Raw genomic sequence first — 21,458 nt, 5'->3', positions numbered from 1 at the left:
TCTTCAAGGCCGCGCCCGCGGCGTTCTTGTGCTCCTTGATGAACTTGCAGACACCATCGATAGCAGGGCGCTCATCGAAGGCGATGCAGGTGATGTCGAACCAGCCCTTCTCCTCGAGGTGCGCGATGAAATCCTCCAGGAACGGCGTCCAGATCTCCTGCCACTGCTTCGAGAGCGGCGTGAGGTCCACCTTCACGAGCTCGCCCGTTGCGGCATCCGTGTAGGTCACGCGGTTGTTCCACGGAATCATGGAGTAGCACTTGATCTTGCCGCGGCCGGAGGCGGGGTCGATCACGCCGCACTCGATACCGAACTCGACCCACCTATCGAAGAGCGTGTAGTCGTAATCCCAGCCATCGGCGGTCTTGGTCCACTGGACCATACCCTTGTCGGAGTAGTAGCACTGATGGCCCCATGCCTCATCCACGATGTTGGCGACCAGGTCGTCGCCTCCCATGGCGGCATAGTCCTCAAGGGTCCCCTTGTAGTATTGACGGAAATCGTCATCCAGGAACTTGTCGATGGGCGCATCCGTGCCCACGGTAGCGCCCCACAGGCCGCTACCGCCCTGGCCGCCCCAGATGGTGCTCTTGCCGAAGTAGTAACCCGTAGCGGAGAAGGGGTGCTGCCACAGCTGCACGCTATAGCCGACCTCTTGCGGCGCGGGCTGCTCGATGCCGATGACCTCGAGCGTGTAGCTCAACGGATACTCGACGTCGCCCGCCTTGACCGTCAGGACACCCGTGTATACGCCGGGCGCGGCGTCAACGGGAACGTTGAGGGTCACCCATGCGAAGCGAAGCGTCTCGGCCGGGATGTCGATACCGGTATTGGGATAGCAGATGACATCGGGATAGCTTACCTTGCGTCCGGACATGCCGCGATTGGCGTCGGCGATCACCTCGCGCAGCCACCGCACCTCGACGTTGGAGGCATCGATGACGTCGCCGTTCGCGGTGGTGAAGTCCCCCACCTCGATGGTCACGCCATCCACCCGGTGGTCGCGGGTGGCAACGCCGATCTTGGAAGCGCGCGCATCGCCGAGCCAGGCGACGTCGCTCCATTCATCGGCGAAGGTGGTCATCGCATCCTCATATGCGCTGGCCGGCAGATCGAGCAGCTTCTCGTCGCCGACGAAGGCGTTGAAATCGCGGACCTTCGGATAGACCGTCACCTCGACGGAAGCGCTCACATCGCTGCCCACGACGGACGCCGTGATGGTAGCCGTCGCCTTCCGAGCGACCTCCTTGGCCGTCACGACGCCGTCCTCGACCGTGGCCACATCCTCGTTGCTGGAGCTCCATGCAACCGGGACGGGATCGGCCAGCGCGGGCAGGAGCGTATAGGAGAGCTCGCGCTGCTTGCCGGCCTCGAGGGCGAAGTCATCGGTATCGAGCGTCATGCCGCTCACCTTGATGGGCTTATGGACGACGTCGGAGAAGTCGAGCTGGATGGTATCGGTCTCGCCCACGTTGGTGATCACGAGCTCATGTACCCTGTTCTCGAGCTTGTCGGACGTAAAGAGCACCTGCTGGTGCTTTCCGCTCGCGGTACCCGCGTTGAAGGTGCCCGCGACCTTGCCGTCGATCGCAAACTGATAGGTGCTGTGCGCGCGATTCAGGCTGCCGCCCACGATAACCTGGGTGCCCTCGAAATACAGCGTCGCCTTGGCATCCTTGCCATGGGAATACATCTCATCGCCCGCCGAGAAGAGCTCGGGATGCGTATTGCCATACGTCCAATCGCCATCGAAGCGCCAGTGGAACAGCTCTTCCCCATCGGTGCGCGCGCCCACCTCGACGCGGGACGTGATATCGCGATCGGGGTCCAGCTCGACGTTCTTGGCGATCGCGTATTGCAGCGACACGCCCAGCGCGTCCACGGCAGCGGGGTTGGTCTTCTCGAGTACCTCGATATGGGCGACGTGTGCCCCTTTGCCGAGCCCGTTCAACGCAACCAAGAGCTGATCGGACTCACGGGACGCAGCATAGCAGTCCGCTTCCACGGGATCGCCTTCGTCGACGGCCACCTTGATGAAGCGATGGTTCGGCGCCTTGATGCCGTACAGCTCGAGACCGTCTCCCTCGAAGGAGATGTCGACCGTAGCGCCCACGCTATTGGACCAATGCTCGGTGCTCGCGGCATCTCCCGACCCGCCACCGGTCCATCCGCCGTTGTTGGCGCCGCCTCCTGAGTAGCTCCAACGGGGATCGGTATCGTCGATGATCACGTCGACGCCCGCCGCCCGCGCCTCAGCCCACGCGCGCAACGGCGCATATGCGACGGTGCAGCACAGGAGCACGGCGACTACCAGCAACGCTCCCTTCCACCATCGAGAGTTGGCAACTGTTCTCATGCGATCCCCCGTCCTCTTTCGGCCGGGCGCGCGCCACGGCCTGCCTTGTCAAAACCGCAGCCTCAAAAACGCTGCAGATACAACAAGTTATAGTACGGAGCCCGCCCTGCCTCAAACAACGCGGCGCAACCCCGCACGAGCGGTGTCGGCCCGCAAGCGAACGGCGTTCATTTCTCCTAGACAATCACACGGCGCGGCAGGCATGGCCTATCGACCGGCCGTCGAGACGACGATTCCGGAAGAACGCCCGCGCACCAGCAGACCACGACGGCGAGGGCCCGGACGAGCCGCGCCCGCATATCGCCCCGCATCGCACGGCCGCGGCAACGTGCCGTAAAAACGGGGGTGCCAGACATACCGGGCACCCCCGAACCTCGCAAAAACGCGCGAACCTTCCCTAGATCGCGTAATCCAGCCCACGCGGGGCGCAACGTAGATCCTCGATGGTCACTCCATCGAGATACGACGAGATGAGCGTATCGAGCTGCGTCCACATCCCTACCGTAGGACATTCATCGGTGCGGGGACAGGCGCCGCACGTCCCGTTCAAGCAGGCAACCGGAGCCAACGTGCCCTCGGTCAGACGCAGGATCTGCCCCACCGTGAACTCGGACGGGTCCTTGGTGAGACGATAGCCACCGCCCTTGCCGCGCATGCCCGTGAGCACCTTGTTGCGCACCAACGTGGACAAGATGTTCTCCAGGTACTTCTCGGATACGTCCTGACGATCGGCGATCTGCTTCAAGGGAATTCTCCCGTCCCCCTGGTGCTCGGCCAGATCAACCATGACGCGCAGGGCGTACCGACCCTTCGTGGATACCAACATGTAACCACCTCCTCCCGACGTGAATGGTGGATTTATGGTAACAGACGTGTATCAAATGGCGAATATCCGAACGCAATCAAAGGCACGACTGGACGGTTTTCAACGACGGACGGTGATGGAAAACATGCTGCTGACGTGCGGTAACGCAAGGGGGTGTGCGATTGCCCGCTCGTTGCGCCTGTGAGCCGCCCATCGAATCCTGGTTGCAAATTTGAAACAAATCGCTTTACACGTGCATATACTCTTGACGAGCCGAATATTCATGGTTAACTAGTTCCAATTTATCCAGCATTTTCCCATCAATATTATGGGTTGCATCAAAAGGAGTCGCCATGCCACAGGTCTACACCAGCATCGACCAGCTTATCGGCAACACCCCGCTCCTCGAGCTCACGCATATCGAGGCGGCCGAGAACCTCCAGGCGCGCGTCCTGGTGAAACTCGAGTACTTCAACCCCGCCGGCTCGGTCAAGGACCGCGTCGCGCGAGCCATGATCGACGCCGCCGAGGAACGCGGAGACATCGCCCCCCACGCCGGCTACACCATCATCGAACCCACGTCGGGCAACACCGGCGTCGGCCTTGCCAGCGTTGCGGCCGCGCGCGGCTACCGCCTCGTCATCACCATGCCCGAAACCATGAGCATGGAGCGACGCCAGCTCATGCGCGCCTACGGCGCCGAGCTCGTGCTCACCGACGGCGCGCTCGGCATGAAGGGGGCCATCGCCAAGGCCCAAGAGCTCGCACGCCAGATACCCGGGAGCATCGTCGCCGGCCAGTTCGAGAACCCCGCCAACCCCGCCGCGCACGTCGCCGGCACCGGCCCCGAAATCTGGCGCGACACCGACGGCGCCGTAGACATCTTCGTCGCGGGTATCGGGACCGGCGGAACCATCACCGGCGTCGGCACCTATCTCAAACAGCAAAACCCCGCTATCCGCGTGGTGGGAGTGGAGCCGGCCGACTCCCCCGTTCTCACGCAAGGCCAGGCGGGCCCTCATAAGATCCAGGGAATCGGCGCGGGCTTCGTGCCCGAGGTCCTCGACACGCGGATCTACGACGAGGTGCTCGTTGTCGAAGCCGCCGATGCATTCGCCACGGGCAGGCGCCTGGGCAGCGAGGAGGGCGTGCTGGTTGGAATCTCGTCCGGTGCGGCAACATGGGCGGCGCTCGAACTGGCACGTCGCCCGGAAAACGCCGGCAAGACGATCGTGGCCCTGCTCCCCGATACCGGCGAGCGCTACCTCTCCACACCGCTCTTCTCATAACGGACCTCGCGCGGTGCGCGCCGCGATACACTAATAACTTCACGTCCCGGCGCGCGATCCCTCGTGCCCGTACTCCAACCACGTCAAGGAGAACCCCATGTCCGCTGCCAGCGCACCTCGCTCCCGCGTCCTCGTCGCCATGAGCGGCGGCGTCGACTCGAGCGTCACCGCGCACCTGCTGCTCAAGCAGGGCTACGAGTGCATCGGCGCCACCATGCGCCTCTACGACGGCGCGACGGCCGGTCGCGATTCCGAACGCGCCTGCGATAACGAGCGCGATATCCGCGACGCCGCAGCGCTCGCCGCGCAGCTCGGCATCGAGCACCGCGTCATCGACTGCCGCGAGCAATTCGACCGCGACGTGATCGAGCGATTCGTGAGCGCCTACGAGACGGGGCTCACCCCGAATCCCTGCGTGCTGTGCAATCGCAGCCTCAAGTTCGGGCGGCTCTTCGAGATCGCCGATGAACTGGGTTGCGACTACGTCGCCACGGGCCACTACGCGCGCATCGAGCGCGACGACGACGGCAGCGCGCTCCTCGCCAAAGCGGCCGACGCCACCAAGGACCAGAGCTATTTCCTCTACACGCTCACACCTGACAAGCTCGCGCGTACGCTCTTCCCGCTTGGAGGGCTCATCAAAGAGACCGACGTGCGCCGCATCGCTGAGGAACAGGGCTTCGCCATCGCAAAAAAGGGCGACAGCCAAGGCATCTGCTTCGTACCCGATAACGACTTCGCCCGCTTCATCGAACGCCGACGCGGTCGCGAGCTGCCGGATGGCCCCATCGTCAATGCCGCCGGAGATGTCCTCGGCACCCATCACGGCGCGATTCGCTACACGATCGGCCAGCGCAAGGGACTCGGCGTGGCCATGGCGCACCCCGTGTTCGTCACGAGCATCGACGCCGCCTCCAACACCGTCGTACTTGGCGAGAGCGAGGACCTCGACGCCAGCGGGCTCGTGGCATGCGACTGGACCTGGAGCGTGCCGGCCCGCGAAGCGCAGGCAGCCCTCGACGCCGCCGGCGACACGGGCATCGCGGTCTGCGCGAAGGTCCGCTATCGTCAACCAGACCAGGAAGCCCGCCTCATGCGGGGCCGGCACGACGATGAGATGGTCCTGCTCTTCGAAGCGGCGCAGCGCGCCATCGCGCCGGGCCAGGCGGTCGTTGCGTATCGGGGCGACATCGTCTTGGGCGGTGGAACAGCCGTACGCGCCCTCGCCTAGCGACGCGGCCCCGTCTGGCTGTTCGAATCCCGTCTTTCAAAACCAGGCGCACCCCTATCGGGCACCAGATGTAAAAGGGCCTCGGAGTCGCGACTCCGAGGCCCGAATGCGCTTTATCGAGATTCAGCGAGCTACGCCATGATCTGGCGGAACATGCCCATGACGTCGTCGTAGGAAGCCTCGCGGGGGTTGCCCGGGAAGCAGGCGTCGGCCATGGCGTCGCGGGTGAGCGTGTCGAGCTCCTCCTCGGTGATGGCCTCGCAGACGGTGGGGATGTTGACGTCGACGGAGAGCTGCTTGACGGCGGCGATGGCGGCGTCGGCGGCCTCGTCGGTGCTCATGCCGGTGGTGTCGACGCCCATGGCCTCGGCGACCTTGGCCAGGCGCTCGGTCACGACGGGCTTGTTGAACTCCATCGCGATGGGCAGCAGCATGGCGCAGGCGACGCCGTGCGGGGTGTCGAAGTGCGCGGAGAGCGTGTGGGCCATGGAGTGGTCGACGCCCAAGCCGACGTTGGAGAAGCCCATGCCGGCGATGTACTGGGCGAGCGCCATGCCCTCACGGCCGGAGCCGGGAACGCCGCTCTTGGCCTCGGCGACGGCGTCGCGGAGGTTCTTGGAGATGAGCTCGATCGCCTTGAGGTGGAACATGTCGGACATCTCCCAGGCGCCCTGGGTGGTGTAGCCCTCGATGGCGTGGGTGAGCGCGTCCATGCCGGTGCTGGCGGTGAGGCCGGCGGGCATGGTGGCCATCATCTCGGGGTCGACGACGGCGACCTCGGGGGCGTCGTTGGTGTCGACGCAGACGAACTTGCGGACCTTCTCGACGTCGGTGATGACGTAGTTGATGGTGACCTCGGCCGCGGTGCCGGCGGTGGTGGGCACGGCGATGGTGAACACGGCGTGGTTCTTGGTGGGGGCGACGCCCTCGAGGCTGCGCACGTCGGCGAACTCGGGATTGGTGATGATCACGCCGATGGCCTTGGCGGTGTCCATGGCGGAGCCGCCGCCGATGGTCACGATGGAGTCCGCCTCGGCGGCCTTAAAGGCCTCGACGCCATCGACGACGTTCTGGATGGTGGGGTTGGGCTTGATATCGGAGTAGACGCTGTAGGCGATGCCGGCCTCATCCAGAAGGTCGGTCACCTTGGTGGCGACACCAAACTTCACCAGGTCGGGATCGGTGCAGACGAAGACCTTCTTGTAACCGCGGCGCTGGAGCTCGCCGGGGATCTCCTTGATGGCGCCTGCGCCATGATAGGAGATGGTGTTGAGAACGATACGGTTTGCCATGATGTGCCTCCTTGCACGGAATCACGGAGCACGCCCGCCGGCAGCGTCGGCGGCACGGTCCGCGCTAGCACCATGATACCCGCAAACGCGCCGCGCCGATGCGGGGCTACAGCGCATCGGCCCCTCTCGCTTCGCGATCGGAAAACATCAAGACGAACGCCACGAACAGCAGTAGCGAGCACAGCGAGATAGCCTGTAGGCCGAATCGTTCCAAGCACCAGTTGCCCAAGATCGCACCGGCCACGAAGCACACGATCACACCGAAATACAGCAGGCCGTTCACCAGGAACCCGCGCTTGTGGGTGATGATGTAATCATCCACGTTCTGCAGCGCGCTGCGCAGGTTGCCGATGCACATCGTGGTCGCCACGCCGCGCCCGTGGATCTTGCGGAAACTCTCGACCTGCATGCCGCATGCCAGGGAAGTCAGGCAGTTCGCCGCCAGGTTGTACCGTGCATCGATAAACCCCACGCCCAGCAAGATAAGCGCCTCGGCGACGACGGTCACCTGTCGCCAGTGGATCGCGCTCGCGAAACGTACGTGCACCAGGTCGCTCACCATGATACCGACGGCAAAGGAGAGGACGGGCAGCAGGAAGCTTGCAGCCAAGCCGAATTCCCCCTGGGAAAGATGGACGCCCGTCAACAAGATGTTGCCCGTCTGCGCATTGGCGAACACGCCGCCGCGGCCCATATAGGAATACACATCCATGAAGCCGCCCACCAGCGCCAGGATGATCCCCAGCTCGATAGACTCCGAAACCTGCTTCGCCCGCTGCACGCGACCCCTTCCCTCGCCACTCTGCCGGCTCATCAAACAAGCCAGCCTCCCCAGGGTACGGCACGGGCGCGAGCGCCCGCAACATCCATGCGCCATATTTAATGACAAAGCGTCCCGGGCACCCGACAATTCCCTTACATTCATGAAAGAGTTTTGTAGACGTTGACGGCGCCCTCGCCAAACCTATAATTCGTGTCGGTTAAATTAAACGGCCACGAGCCCCGCCCGCAAGGAGGTGCACCATGGATAGCGTTCCCAGTCATAGTAGCCGCAATGCGACGCGCTATCGATTGCGCGCCGGGCGGGCACATCGGGCCAACGGCCTGCCGCTCTAACGGCACGGCACCCCGCGCTCGACGAGCGCGCCCAACCCAGCACATCGATCCATAGCACGGCGCATCAAGCACGCCATACCGAGCGCACGCCCCTTCGGCGCGCCCTCATCGCATAGCTTCGGCACGCGCGAACGGCCCCACGGGCCTCGTTCGAGCATGCCGGACCCATGCACCATGGCTGCCGGCGGCATACTCCAACCCTCCCTTGGCAACACGGCCCCCGATCCGGAAGGCCCCATCGACAGGAGGTGCGATATGTCCAAGCTGACGCGCACGATCCACCAGCTCCACCAGCTGCGCAACCAGAAGCAGACCATCCAGACCAGCGAGCTCGACCGCCTCGTCGTGTTCGCCGCGACGCACGAGCCCCGCGAGCTCTTCTCCCAGTTCGGGACCGGCGAGCACGGCCTCGATCCCACGCTCGCCGCCGAGCTCACCGGCGCCTACGGCAAGAACATCGTCGAGGAGGAGCAGCATGACAGCGCGCTGAAGCGCCTCGCCGAATCCTTCGTGAGCCCCTTCACCCTCATCCTCGCCGTCCTCGCAGGCATCTCGCTCTACACCAACGTCATCCTCGCACCCGCCGGCGAGGCCGACCCCTCCACCGCCATCATCATCGGCATCATGGTGATCATCTCCGGCGTGCTGCGCTTCACGCAGGAAGCCAAGAGCGTCAGCGCCGCCAGCGCGCTGAAAGACATGGTCACCACCACCTGCTGCGTGGTACGCGAGGGCGACGGCCCGGCGGGCACCGAGATCCCCATGGAGGACGTCGTCCCGGGCGACATCGTGCGCCTCTCCGCCGGCGACATGGTCCCCGCCGACGTGCGCATCATCGCCGCGAAGGACCTCTTCATCACGCAGGCCGCCCTCACCGGCGAGAGCGAGCCGGTCGAGAAGACGGCCGACGCCGTCGAGGTCCCCTACCACGGCCGCGGTACCGCGCTCGCCATCGACGACTGCACCAACATCGCCTTCTCGGGAACGACCGTGCAGAGCGGCTCCGCCACCGCGCTCGTGCTCTGCACCGGCGGCCACACCTATCTCGGTCGCGTCGCCCGCGCGCTCGACACCAAGCCCGCGCGCACCAGCTTCGACGTGGGCGTCGCAGCCGTCTCGCGCGTCCTGGTAGCGTTCATGCTCATCATGTGCCCCATCGTGTTCGTTGTGAACGGCCTCACCAAGGGCGACTGGCTGGATGCGCTTCTGTTCTCGATCTCCATCGCCGTGGGAATCACCCCGCAGATGCTGCCCGTGATCGTGACCACGTGCCTTGCGCGCGGGGCCACCACCATGTCGCGCCACGACGTCATCGTGAAGAACATCAACGCCATCCAGAACCTGGGCGCCATGGATGTGCTGTGCACGGACAAGACCGGCACGCTCACCCAAGACAAGGTCATCCTCGAGCGCCACATGGACGTGATGGGCCGCGATGACGACCGCGTCCTGCGCCACGCCTACCTCAACAGCTATTACCAGACCGGCCTGAAGAACCTCATCGACGTCGCGGTGATCGAGAAGATGGACGAGCTCGCCGCCGTCGAAGCCGCATACGCCGGCATCGACAGCCGCTACACCAAGGTCGACGAGATCCCCTTTGACTTCGAGCGCCGCCTCATGAGCGTCGTCGTGGCCGATGCCGCGGGCAAAACGCAGCTCATCACCAAGGGTGCGGTCGAGGAGGTCCTCGGGGTCTGCACCGGCGTGGAGTACGACGGCCGCGTGCAGCCGCTCACCGACGAGCTGCGCCGGCTTGTCATCGAACGCGTGCACGGCTTCAACGACGAGGGCATGCGCGTCATAGCGGTGGCTCAAAAGACCGACCCGCGCCCGGCGGGCGCCTTCTCGACTGCCGATGAATCCAACATGGTCCTCATCGGATACCTGGCGTTCCTCGATCCGCCCAAGGAGAGCGCCGCTGCCGCCGTGGCGACGCTGGCCGAATACGGCGTCAACGTGAAGGTCCTCACCGGCGATAACGAGGGCGTCGCCGCGGCGGTCTGCCACAAGGTGGGTATCGACCCCTCCAACATGCTGCTCGGCAACGAGGTCGACGCACTGGACGACGCCGAGCTCGCCGAGCGCGCCGAGCGCACGCAGCTCTTCGCCAAGCTCTCTCCGCTGCAGAAGCAGCGCGTGGTGAGCGTGCTGCGCGAGCGCGGTGGGCACACCGTTGGCTTCATGGGCGACGGTATCAACGACGCGGCCGCCATGCGCGCCAGCGACTGCGGCATCTCGGTCGACACCGCCGTCGACATCGCCAAGGAGAGCGCCGACATCATCTTGCTCAAGAAGGACCTGCTCGTGCTCGGCCGCGGCATCATGGAGGGCCGCCGCACCTACGGCAACACCATCAAGTACATCAAGACCACCGCGAGCTCGAACTTCGGCAACGTGTTCTCGGTGCTGGTCGCCAGCGCGTTCCTCCCCTTCCTGCCCATGACCGCCCTGCAGCTCCTGCTGCTGGGCGTGGCGTACACCATCAGCTGCACGGCGATTCCCTGGGACAACGTCGACGACGAGTTCCTGCGCGAGCCCAAGACCTGGGACGCCAAGTCCATCGTATCGTTCATGCTGTGGCTCGGTCCCACCAGCTCGGTCTTCGACATCCTCACCTACGCGGCGATGTTCTTCTTCATCTGCCCCCTCGTGGTCGGGGCGCCCTTCGCCGAGCTGGCCAGCCCGGCGCAGATCGCCCTGTTCGCCGCCGTCTTCCAGAGTGGCTGGTTCGTCGAGTCCATGTGGACCCAGACATTCGTGCTGCACATGCTGCGCACCGAGCACGTACCCTTTATCGGCAGCAAGCCGGCGGCCTCCCTTACCGCGCTCACCGTGGGCGGCGTTGCGCTGGTCACGGCCCTGCCCTACGTCCCGGGCCTCAACGCAGCACTCGGTCTGCAGCCGCTGCCGCTGCCCTTCTTCGGCCTGCTGCTCGCCTGCATGGCGCTCTATCTGCTGCTGTGCGGCGCCGTCAAGGCGATCTACGTCCGCCGTTACGGCAGCCTGCTGTAGCGATCCACGCGCGCCGGCCCGCCGCGGTCTAGCCATGGGCCGCCGCGGACCGGCGCGCGCTCGAGCCGAGGCCGATGGTTCGGCGGCGGACCCCAAGGATCTCCGCAAGGTGCGAAATCAAGATCTCGCATCTACGCTCCTCGGAAATCTGCCGATATGTGACGCGCACCACCTTGGCCCCCATGTTCTCCAGCGCGAGCGCCCGATCATCGTCCGCTGCCGCCGCACCCCATCCACCATGAACCAGCGCGCCTTGGCACTCCAAGATCGTAAGCGGCCTTCCAGCCCTCGCCGACCATACCAAGTCGCCCTTTACATATGAGGAGCCGCAGATCTTCCGCGCGTCTGCATCGAGGTCGATTCTCACGTTGTTCCGCACGCCCGTAAAACCCGCCCCGCCAAGGGCCCGCGAAGAAGCCAGCAGGACCGATGCGCGCGCCTCGAACGGACTGGCTGTCACGCCGGTAACATACCTCCTGGCAAGAGCAAGGTTCTTGATTCCATGCATCCCCGCGTTCGACTCGATGAACGCATCGAGCTCATCGAGGGTAAGGAGCGCCGGACGGCTCCAGAGATCGCTCCCGGCGGCACTCCCGCTCCGGTCGGCAGCGATGCCGCGCTCCTTGGCAATGACATCGCAAGCGACTCGGTGCCAATCATCCAACGAGATTCTTCTTATGCCGCCTATCGCCTCCTGGTAGATTTCTTCAAGTTCGGGACTCGGCGCGAAGACGGTAAACGTCCCCACGAACTCATAGATGAGAAGCGCGAGGTGCACGATGGATACATAAGGGGAAACCATCAAAAGAGTGAGGACGGGAGACGTCACGGCAAAATCGAAGGGCGTGTCGACGATGGCGCCGGCGGGAAGATCGGAGCTCCAGAAACGCGGCGCCACCACGTTGGAGATTGGCGTTTGATTTCCGTTAGGCTCGCACGTCGGCGAGACCTGGAGCCCATCATGGCGCATGCTTATAGCCGCTATCGAAATCACCCATCGAATAGCGCGCGGCGCAGAGGTCGGCGACGGCGCGGGGGAACGAGAGTAGAGGGGCATCGCCGCAGCAATGTGCAATCCTGCCGACTTTTCCCATCAACTCCCGAAACTACCCCGCATGACAAGCTCGCTCCTATTCCATGAGCTGGCATTCTCTTCTTACTGATTGCTTGGCTACTCTGAGTTTTTCAAATTCGATGGGAAAAGTCGGCAAGATTGCGCCCCGCGCCCTCGGAGAGACCACGCGATCGGGCCCGAGCTGCTACCATGCAGTGAAAACACGATATAAGGAGCGATCGCATGCAGGCAGTCATCTTCGATATGGACGGCACGCTCGTGGATACCGAGCAGGTGAGCCAGGCGGCGTGGCGCGCCGCGGCACGCGACTTCGATATCGTCATTCCCGAACACATCCTGCACGCCTTCGTAGGCTGCAGCATTCCCAACGCCATGAAAATGATCGACGAGGAGTTCGGCGATCCGGACTTCACGGTCCGCCTCTTCGACCGTCGCCACGAGATCTTCGAGGCCACTTGGGAAGACGAACTCGAGCTCAAACCCGGCGCCGCCGAAGCCGTCGCCGCCGCGCGCGCAACCGGCGCGGCCGTCGCCCTCGCCACCTCGAGCGTGCGCGATCGCGCCGTCGCCAGCATGGAGCGCTTCGACCTCATGGGCCTCTTCGACGTCGCCGTATTCGACGAGGATATCCAGCACCACAAACCGGCCCCCGATGTCTACCTCGTCGCCGCCGACCGCCTCCACGTCGATCCCGCACGCTGCATCGCCGTGGAGGACTCCTTCAACGGCGTGCGCGCGGGAGCCGCGGCGGGCATGCGCGTGCTCATGGTGCCCGATTACAACGAGCCCACGCCCGAGATCCGCGCCCTCTGCACCGAAGTGCTTCCCACCCTCCACGAGCTGCCGCCCGCACTTCAGCGGCTGAGCGCCTCCCGCCGCTAGCCGAACGGGCCGCACAGGCTGGATGGGCCACACGGCCCACATGGCCGCATGGAGAAACCGGAGCCAAGCCGAGGGATCCGCAATTGCGGTTTATGAATCGACCTGGGCCCCGCAGCGATGGCGGGACCCGTGCATAGCGTATGCTTGGACGCGATCGACTCCTACGAAAGCGAGCAGCATGTCCAAGCATTCCCATAAGCACGCGTCCTCCGCTCCCAAAAAGAGCCCCAAGCGAACCGCGGGCCCTAAGGCCGACACCGCACGCGGACACGCGGGCGGCGCACGCCCCGACGGCCCGGCCCCGCAGGGACGGGCCGCGAACGCCAACGGTCGTGGCGTGCGCGGACCGCAGCAAAAGCAGCCCGCAGCCAGCCGCGCTGTGCATCCCAAGGGCCGCCCCGCCCGCGATTCCTTCCTGCCCGTCTCCCGCGCGGACATGGACGCGCGCGGCTGGGACGCCTGCGACTTCGTCTACGTCTGCGGCGACGCCTACGTCGACCACCCGAGCTTCGGCATGGCCATCATCTCGCGCGTGCTCGAGCACGCGGGATATCGCGTCGGAATCATCTGCCAGCCCGACTGGACCGACCTCGCGAGCATCTCCGCGCTGGGCGAGCCGCGCCTGGGCTTCCTCGTCTCCGCGGGCAACATGGACTCGATGGTCAACCACTACACCGTCAACAAGAAGCCGCGCCACGAGGACGCCTACACCCCCGGTGGACGTGCGGGCGCGCGCCCCAACCGCGCCGTCACGGTCTACGGCAACCTCATCCGCCGCACGTACAAGGACAAGCCCATCATCATCGGAGGCATCGAGGCGAGCCTGCGGCGGCTGGCCCACTACGACTACTGGCAGGACAAGCTCAAGCGCTCCGTGCTGCTCGACTCCGGCGCCGACCTGCTGATCTACGGCATGGGCGAGCACGCGATCGTCGAGATAGCCGACGCGCTGGCCGGCGGCCTGCCCGCGAGCCAGATCACCTACGTGGACGGCACCGCCTACCGCACGAGCGGCGCGGGCGCGCTCGACGAGGTCTACGACTACGAGCTGCTCCCCTCCTGGGACGAGCTCGAGGCGGACCGCCTCGCCTACGCGCACAGCTTCAACATCCAGCAGCAGAACATGGACCCCATCACCGGCGGGCGCCTGGTCGAGCCGTACCCCAACGGCGTCTACGTGGTGCAGAACCCACCGTCGGCGCCCCTCACCACCGCCGAGATGGACGAGGTGGCCGAGCTGCCCTACGCGCGCCACTGGCACCCCGACTACGACGCGGCCGGCGGCATCCCCGCGTTCGACGAGATCCGCTTCTCCATCTCCAGCAACCGCGGCTGCTTCGGCGAGTGCTCCTTCTGCGCGCTCGCCTTCCACCAGGGCCGCATGCTGCAGGTCCGCAGCCGCGAGAGCATCATCCGCGAGGCCGAAGCGCTCGCGCGCGACCCCGAGTTCAAGGGCTACATCAACGACGTGGGCGGCCCCACCGCCAACTTCTTCAAGCCCACCTGCAAGAAGCAGCTCACCCACGGCGTGTGCAAGAACCGCCGCTGCCTGTGGCCGAGCGTCTGCCGCAACATGGACACGAACGAGGACGAGTACGCCGAGCTCCTGCGCGACCTGCGGCAGATCCCCGGCATCAAGAAGGTCTTCGTACGAAGCGGCATCCGCTTCGACTACACCATGGCCGACGCGAGCGACAAATTCCTGGTGGAGCTCCTGCAGCACCACGTGAGCGGCCAGCTGCGCCTGGCACCCGAGCACGTCAGCGACGCCGTCCTCTCCGTGATGGGCAAGCCGCGCCGCGAGGTCTACGACGCTTTCGTCGAGCGCTTCGAGCGCCTCTCGGCCGAGTACGGCCTCAAGCAGTACGTGGTCCCCTACCTCATCTCGAGCCATCCGGGCTCCACCATGAAGGAGGCCGTCGAGCTGGCCTGCGCCGTGCGCGACATGGGCTACATGCCCGAGCAGGTGCAGGACTTCTACCCCACGCCGTCGACGATGTCCACCTGCATGTTCTACACCGGCGTGGACCCGCGCACCATGGAGAACGTCTATATCCCGCGCGACCCGCACGAGAAGGCCATGCAGCGCGCGCTCATCCAGTACCGCAAGCCCGAGAACTACAAGCTCGTGCGCGAGGCGCTGCTGCGCGCCGGGCGCGAGGACCTCATCGGCTACGGACCCAAGTGCCTGATCCGCCCCGTCCCACCGGCGGGCTCCGGATCCAAGGGCGGCACGGGCAAGAAGCGCGACGGCGGCAAACGCGGCGGATACGGGCATGCGGGCGGCAACGCAGCCGGCAAGGGCGGCGCCTACGGGCGCACGGGCAAGGGCGCGGCGGGCACCAACCCGCACGCGCGCAACCGCGCCGCACAGGGCCGCCAGGGCGCCAACCGGCATTAAAAACGGCCCCGCCGTCCTTCGTCACGATCGGACGGAAGGCGGCCGGGCCGAAATCATTCGCAAGCAAGGGGTAGGCGCGCGGCAGGCGGACCCGCTCCCCTGGCATCACTCTGGGCCGAGCACGTCCTCGTTGCAAGCGACAGGGGCCGGCTGCTCACCGGTCGATGCGCCGTCGAGCGAAGCGACGGGAGACGCGGGGGCGGCAGGGGCGCCGGAGCACCAGACGCGCGCGAACAGCAACGCACCGCCGACCAGGGAACCCATGCCGATCACCAGGAACCACGTCGTCCCCACCAACTCGGGCAGCCACGCGCTCAGCTCGAACAGCGGGTCGATCAGGAACGATGACGCGTTCACCGCCAGATGCAGGCCGACGGCGTAGCGCAGCTTACCCGTCTTCCAATACACCCAACCCAAGATCAAGCCAAGCGCGAACGCATATGCACCTTGAACGATGTTGAGATGCATGAAGCCGAACGCCGCAGCCTGCAGCGCATTGCCAGCTAGGAACGCGACCGCGCCCACGGAGGTGTCGCGCGCGCCGACGCGCGAGCGCCATACGGGGCTCGCCGCCCGCAAACCGTACTCAAGCAGGATGCCGCGACATACGATCTCCTCGGACACGGGGGCTAGGATAACCGTAGTCAAGACGTTAAGCGGACTCAACACGCCGATGCCGGCATCCTCCATCAGCTCGTTGTAATCCTCGATGAGCACCGGCGCGATCAGCGATACAAGGGTGAGCAGCAAACTGATGACCACCTGGAGGCCGAGCCCCAAAAGCAGCAGCGAAACCCAGGTGCGAAGCACATCGGCAGTCGACCTCCGCGGCAAGGAGCGGCAACGAGCGCTTACGAGCGAACGCGCGAGCACCTGGCGCCACCACGGCAGCGTGATCGCAATGACCGAAAGCTGGGCGACGAGCACGCCGATATCCATGGCGAACGGATCGAGCGTATCCGCCGAAACGGAGACGGCGCCGTCCATCACACACGTGGCGAGCATCGCGGCCAGGACGCTGACGACGCCCATAGCGCCCAACACGGCCGCCGTCGTGCCGACTACGGCAAGCGTCCAGGCGATGAAGGCGCGGGCGCGCGAGGCAGGCGCCGTACCCTCGTGGACGGACCCGCCATCCGACTCGGAGGGCATGGGCGCGTGGCGACCGTCCCGGCACTCGAAATCCATAATGCCCCTTTCCCCGTATGATTCGCTGCGATGAGAATACCCCAAGGCGCGATAGGTTGACACGAAATGGCAGCCGACGTCGCACCCGAAGACGCAAACGGCCGGATAGGGCGCGCCCTATCCGGCCGTACGGTCTATAGCCTATCGACGTCCGCCGCGGTCCCCCGGGCGGCGGCTGCCGCCACGCGGGGCATAGCTGCCGCGGTTGTCGCGACCGCCGGCGCGCCCGCCGCGGGCGCCGCCGCGACCACGCCGCTCGCTCGGCTCGTCGTAATTGCGCCACGTATCGCGTTTATCGCGCGGAGACGCCAGCACTTCCTCGCCGTTGCGCGTGCGATTCGGACGATCGGAGCGATATCCGCCGGCGTCGCGCTTACCGCGAGATCCGCCGCGCGAGCGCTGACCGCGCTCGGAGCGGGACCGGTCGTTGCCGGAACGACGGTGCTCATCGCGAGCACGGCCGCCGTCCTGTTCGGCCTCGCCGAAATACACCCCGGCTGCCCGGGCGCGCAGCGCGGGACCGCTCGTGGCGCCCTTGGAGCGACCGCCGCGACCGGACGGACGGCCCTCCTTGCGCGGCCGTTCGGCGCGCTCCGCCGTCGTCGCCTCTTCTGCGCGAACGCGCGTCTTGCCCGCACGCTTGCGGCGCGAGGGCTTGGGAGCCTCGGCCGCAGCCTCGTCGCGCGGACCCTCGGGACGCTCGAAGCGCTTATCGTCAGAACCCGCTACGGCGGCGCGCTCGGCACGGCCACCGCGCTCGGCGCGGGAACGCTCGCCCGCGCCGCCGCTGCGACCCGTGCGCTCGCCATCGGCCGAGCGACCGCGGCCGCCCCTGTTGCCCGAGCGCTCGGAGCGCGCCTCGGCCTTGGCGCGACGACGCTTCTTGGCCTTCTTGCCCGCGGGCTTGGAGGCGGGGATGCGATCAGGATCGACCACGGGGGCGCCCACGCCCACATCGAGGCCCTCGGCGTCGTACAGGTCGGCGGTTTTGCCCATCAGCGCCTCGATGTCGAAGAACTCATCGATATCCTGCGAAGTCACGATCGTGAGCGCCCAGCCCATCTCGCCGGCGCGGCCCGTGCGGCCGATGCGGTGGATATAGTCCACGGGCTCCTCGGGTACGTCGAAGTTCACCACGTAGCGCACGTCGGTGACGTCGATACCGCGCGCCAGAACGTCGGTTGCCACCAGCACGTCGCAACGACCCTGGCGGAACGCCTTCAACGCGCGCTCGCGCTGGGCCTGGCTGCGGTCGCCATGAATCGCGGCGCAGGAAATACCCGCGCGCTCCAAACGGCGGCAGCAGGTGTCGGCGCGGCGCTTCGTACGCGTGAACACGATGACGCGCTCGGTCCCCTCGCGCTTGAGGATCTCGGTGAGCACGCCGTTCTTAGCGTCGCCGGAAACGGGCAGCAGGAACTGGTCGACGGTCTCGGCCGTGGAGGTGGCCGGAGCGATCTCGACGCGGGCGGGATCGTTTACCAGCGAGGTGATGGCACCGACTTCCTTCTCGTCGAGCGTCGCCGAAAACAGCAGGGTCTGGCGGTCAGCGCGCGTCTGACCGACGATCTGGCGCACCGCGGGCAAAAAGCCCATGTCGAGCATGCGATCGGCCTCGTCGAGGACGAGGACCTGCACCTCGTCGAGCATGCAAGCGCCCTGCTCGATGAGGTCGACCAGGCGGCCGGGCGTTGCCACGAGGATATCGCAGCCGCGCCTGAGGGCGCTCTTCTGCGGGTTATACGACACGCCGCCCACCACGGTCACGGCCGTATGGCGCGTATGGTAGGCGATCTTCTTGCATACGGAATCGATCTGCTGCGCCAGCTCGCGCGTCGGCGTGACGATCAGCATGCGCGGACCGCAGCCCACGGACATCGCGCGACCGCGGGCGCGCTTCACGCGCGGCAGGGTGCTCATCGTCGGCAGCAGGAAGGCGGCCGTCTTGCCGGTGCCGGTCTGGGCGGCGGCGAGCAGGTCGCGACCAGCGAGCACCTGGGGGATGGCGCCCGCCTGGATGGGGGTAGCGGATTCATAGCCAAGATCCTCGATGGCAGCGAGAACCTCGTCGGAGAGGCCGAGCCCCTCGAAGCTCGCGGGCGTCTCATCGACAGCGTTTTCGACCTGCAGGTTCTCGGTGTCCTGCAGGACCTCTTCATTCTGTGCAGTCATGCAATTGTTCCATTCTGGCGGCGGCGCGCCCATACTGGGGGCTCACATGCGCAGCCGCAGGTAAGCGTGATATCAAAACGACGTGCAAGCGGTAAGGACGAACCGCGCACGGGCAGATTTGCCAGCCGCGCCAGAGCGCGGGGCAAGGGAGCAGATTCCGCCAACGGCTAGTATATGGTGGCGAACGGCATGTCCGGCGCGCGCCTCGCAATACGCACCCAATTCCCACGTTTGCCGGCCTGCAGTCATTCCTACACACCCCCTAGGGGTGTGGTCTGCTATAGTAAGCATCGGTAAACAATAGAAAGGAGGCCGTGATGGCACGTGAAACCTTCGACGTCACCGGCATGACCTGCGCCGCATGCCAGGCGCACGTGGAAAAAGCAGTCGCCCGCCTCGACGGCGTGGCAGACGTCTCCGTCAACCTGCTCGCCGGCTCCATGACCGTCGACTTCGACGATTCGCTCGTCGACGCGCAGCGTATCTGCTCCGCGGTCGATCATGCCGGATACGGCTCCACACCACGCGAGCCGGTCCCGGGAACCCAAGGGCGCACGGCGTCCACCCGGACCGCATCCCCCACGAAGAAGCTCGAGGAGACCGCGCGCGCTATGCGCACCCGCCTCGTCGTCTCCCTCGTGTTCCTCATCCCGCTTTTCTATATCGGCATGGGGCATATGCTCGGATGGCCGCTGCCCGCCCCTCTCGCCGACCACGACCATGCCATGACGCTCGCCCTTGTGGAGCTGTTGCTGCTCATCCCCATCGTCTTCGCGAATCGTGCGTACTTCAAAAACGGCTTCCTATCCCTTCTCCACCGCGCGCCCACCATGGACGCGCTCATCGCCATCGGATCGGGGGCGAGCATCGCCTGGTCCGTATACGCCCTGCTCCTCATGGCCGAGCAGCTAGCCGGCGGCGATGTGCACGGCGCCGCGCAAACCGCGATGGACAACCTCTATTTCGAGAGCGCCGGCACGATCCTCACCCTGGTCACCGTGGGCAAATACCTTGAAACCAGGGCGAAGTCAAAAACGGGAGGCGTGATCGAGAAGCTCATCGACCTCGCACCGAAGACGGCTACCGTGGTCGACGCCAGCGGCGACACGCGCACTATCCCGGCAGACAACCTGAAGCCCGGCGACGTCGTGCTCGTACGCCCCGGCGAGGCCATCGCCGTCGACGGCATCGTGCTGGACGGAACGAGCTCCGTCGACGAAAGCGCTCTCACGGGCGAGCCGATCCCGCGGGAGAAACGGCCCGGCGATCCGGTAAACGCCGCAACCATCAACAAGAACGGATCGTTCACCTTCCGTGCAACGCGCGTGGGCGACGGCACCGGACTCGCGCAGATCATCAAACTCGTCGAGGACGCCAACGCCACCAAGGCGCCCATCGCCCGCATCGCCGACCGCGTCGCCGGCGTTTTCGTTCCCGCCGTACTCGTCATCGCCCTCGTCACGCTCGTCGCCTGGCTCGTCATAACCGGCGACGCCAACGAGGCGCTCACCGCGGCCGTCGCCGTCGTCGTCATCAGCTGTCCATGCGCGCTGGGCCTTGCCACGCCCGTCGCCATCATGGTGGGCACCGGTAAAGGCGCCGAGATGGGCATCCTGTTCAAAACGGCCGAAGCGCTCGAAGCCCTGCAGTCCGTCGACGCCGTCGTTCTCGACAAGACCGGCACCATCACGCAGGGCGCGCCCGTCGTCGTTCGCGTCATCCCCGCGCGCCGTCCGGACGGCTCCGCCGCCATAACCGAAAAGGGGCTGATCAAACTCGCAGCAGCGCTGGAAAAACGCAGCGAGCATCCTCTTGCCGAGGCCATCATGGCCTATGCCGACGAGCGCGGCATCGTCGCCCGCACGGTCGATGACTTCCAAGCCGTTCCGGGCCGGGGCGTCACGGCGCGCGAGGGCGCAAACGCTATCGCGGCGGGCAACGCCCGGCTCATGGCCGACCTTGGAATCGCCGTCGACGAGCAAGCTCGCGACAGCTTCGCCCGCGAGGGGGAATCGCCGCTCTTCTTTGCAAAAAACGGGGAGCTCGTGGGCACGATCACCGTCGCCGACGAAATCAAGCCCACGAGCGCCGCGGCCGTTCGCGCCCTCGACGCCCTCGGGGTCGAAGCACTCATGCTCACCGGCGACAACGAGCTCACAGCGCACGCTATAGCCCGCCGCGTCGGCATCGCCAGCGTTATCGCCGACGTGCTCCCCCAAGATAAGGAGCGCGTCGTGCGCGAGATGCAGAACGCCGGGCGGCGCGTCGCCATGGTGGGCGACGGAATCAACGACTCCCCCGCGCTCGCACGGGCCGATGTCGGCATCGCCATCGGAACGGGTGCCGATATCGCCAAAGAGGGCGCCGACGTCATCCTCATGCACGGCGACCTCGTCGACGTCGCACGCGCCGTCGAATTGTCCCGCGCCGTCATCAAAAACATCAAGCAGGACCTTTTCTGGGCGCTGTTCTACAATTCCCTCGGCATCCCGCTGGCCGCCGGCGTCTTCTTCCCCTGGCTCGGCTGGCAGCTCTCGCCCATGTTCGGCGCGGCGGCCATGAGCCTCTCGTCGCTCTGCGTCGTGGGAAACGCCCTGCGCCTGCGCCGATTCAAGCCGCGCTCCTAGCGCGCCCTT

General features: G+C 65.9%; 13 protein-coding genes. 6 read left to right on the top strand and 7 right to left on the bottom strand.

Annotation, left to right across the window (positions count from 1 at the left end; all coding sequences use genetic code 11):
• Positions 1-2,356 (bottom strand): Ig domain-containing protein (locus I2E26_RS07050; RefSeq protein WP_195420165.1); only part of this gene is annotated, 2,356 nt, incomplete at its 3' end.
• 397 nt (positions 2,357-2,753) lie between these two features.
• A complete protein-coding gene (locus tag I2E26_RS07045; RefSeq protein WP_195420164.1) occupies positions 2,754-3,182 on the bottom strand; it encodes an Rrf2 family transcriptional regulator in 429 nt (142 codons plus the stop codon).
• A 332-nt stretch (positions 3,183-3,514) separates the two neighbouring features.
• Here I2E26_RS07045 and cysK point away from each other — a divergent pair, with 332 nt between their 5' ends.
• Positions 3,515-4,450: a cysteine synthase A gene (gene cysK, locus I2E26_RS07040; RefSeq protein ID WP_147588733.1), complete on the top strand. Its 936-nt coding sequence runs from the start codon at positions 3,515-3,517 to the stop codon at positions 4,448-4,450.
• 97 nt (positions 4,451-4,547) lie between these two features.
• On the top strand, positions 4,548-5,681 hold the full coding sequence (gene mnmA / locus I2E26_RS07035) for a tRNA 2-thiouridine(34) synthase MnmA (protein ID WP_195420163.1): 1,134 nt from the start codon (positions 4,548-4,550) through the stop codon (positions 5,679-5,681).
• Positions 5,682-5,812: 131 nt separating this feature from the next.
• Here mnmA and fucO read toward each other — a convergent pair whose 3' ends face one another.
• Positions 5,813-6,973 carry a lactaldehyde reductase gene (fucO, locus tag I2E26_RS07030; RefSeq protein WP_147588731.1) on the bottom strand — a complete coding sequence of 387 codons (1,161 nt, stop codon included), beginning with the start codon at positions 6,971-6,973 and terminating at the stop codon, positions 5,813-5,815.
• 106 nt (positions 6,974-7,079) lie between these two features.
• Positions 7,080-7,754 (bottom strand): YoaK family protein, encoded by a 675-nt coding sequence (locus tag I2E26_RS07025; RefSeq protein ID WP_195420162.1) that lies wholly within the window; start codon positions 7,752-7,754, stop codon positions 7,080-7,082.
• A gap of 590 nt (positions 7,755-8,344) precedes the next feature.
• On the opposite strand from I2E26_RS07025, the gene mgtA reads away from it, so the two are divergent.
• Positions 8,345-11,104, top strand: a complete 2,760-nt coding sequence (gene mgtA, locus I2E26_RS07020; RefSeq protein WP_195420161.1) for a magnesium-translocating P-type ATPase — start codon at positions 8,345-8,347, stop codon at positions 11,102-11,104.
• A 28-nt stretch (positions 11,105-11,132) separates the two neighbouring features.
• Here mgtA and I2E26_RS07015 read toward each other — a convergent pair whose 3' ends face one another.
• Positions 11,133-12,002, bottom strand: a complete 870-nt coding sequence (locus I2E26_RS07015; protein WP_195420160.1) for a hypothetical protein — start codon at positions 12,000-12,002, stop codon at positions 11,133-11,135.
• Positions 12,003-12,401: 399 nt separating this feature from the next.
• Between I2E26_RS07015 and I2E26_RS07010 the strand changes: the two genes are divergently transcribed.
• Positions 12,402-13,061, top strand: a complete 660-nt coding sequence (locus tag I2E26_RS07010; RefSeq protein WP_195420159.1) for an HAD family phosphatase — start codon at positions 12,402-12,404, stop codon at positions 13,059-13,061.
• A 178-nt stretch (positions 13,062-13,239) separates the two neighbouring features.
• Complete coding sequence (locus tag I2E26_RS07005; protein ID WP_229056480.1) at positions 13,240-15,462, top strand: YgiQ family radical SAM protein; 2,223 nt, start codon at positions 13,240-13,242, stop codon at positions 15,460-15,462.
• 105 nt (positions 15,463-15,567) lie between these two features.
• On the opposite strand, the gene I2E26_RS07000 is transcribed toward I2E26_RS07005, so the two are convergent.
• Both I2E26_RS07000 and I2E26_RS06995 read right to left on the bottom strand, forming a co-directional pair.
• Positions 15,568-16,650, bottom strand: a complete 1,083-nt coding sequence (locus I2E26_RS07000) for a CPBP family intramembrane glutamic endopeptidase (protein WP_195420158.1) — start codon at positions 16,648-16,650, stop codon at positions 15,568-15,570.
• Between the two features lie 141 nt (positions 16,651-16,791).
• Positions 16,792-18,822, bottom strand: a complete 2,031-nt coding sequence (locus I2E26_RS06995) for a DEAD/DEAH box helicase (RefSeq protein WP_195420157.1) — start codon at positions 18,820-18,822, stop codon at positions 16,792-16,794.
• A gap of 317 nt (positions 18,823-19,139) precedes the next feature.
• Between I2E26_RS06995 and I2E26_RS06990 the strand changes: the two genes are divergently transcribed.
• Entirely contained in the window at positions 19,140-21,449 is a 2,310-nt protein-coding gene (locus I2E26_RS06990) for a cation-translocating P-type ATPase (RefSeq protein ID WP_195420156.1), read from the top strand.
• The last annotated feature ends 9 nt before the right edge of the window (positions 21,450-21,458 follow it).

The organism is Collinsella sp. D33t1_170424_A12, assembly GCF_015554865.1.
Classification (GTDB): domain Bacteria; phylum Actinomycetota; class Coriobacteriia; order Coriobacteriales; family Coriobacteriaceae; genus Collinsella.
Note: the sequence above shows the minus strand (reverse complement) of the source record. Positions and strands in the feature narration are given on the sequence as shown.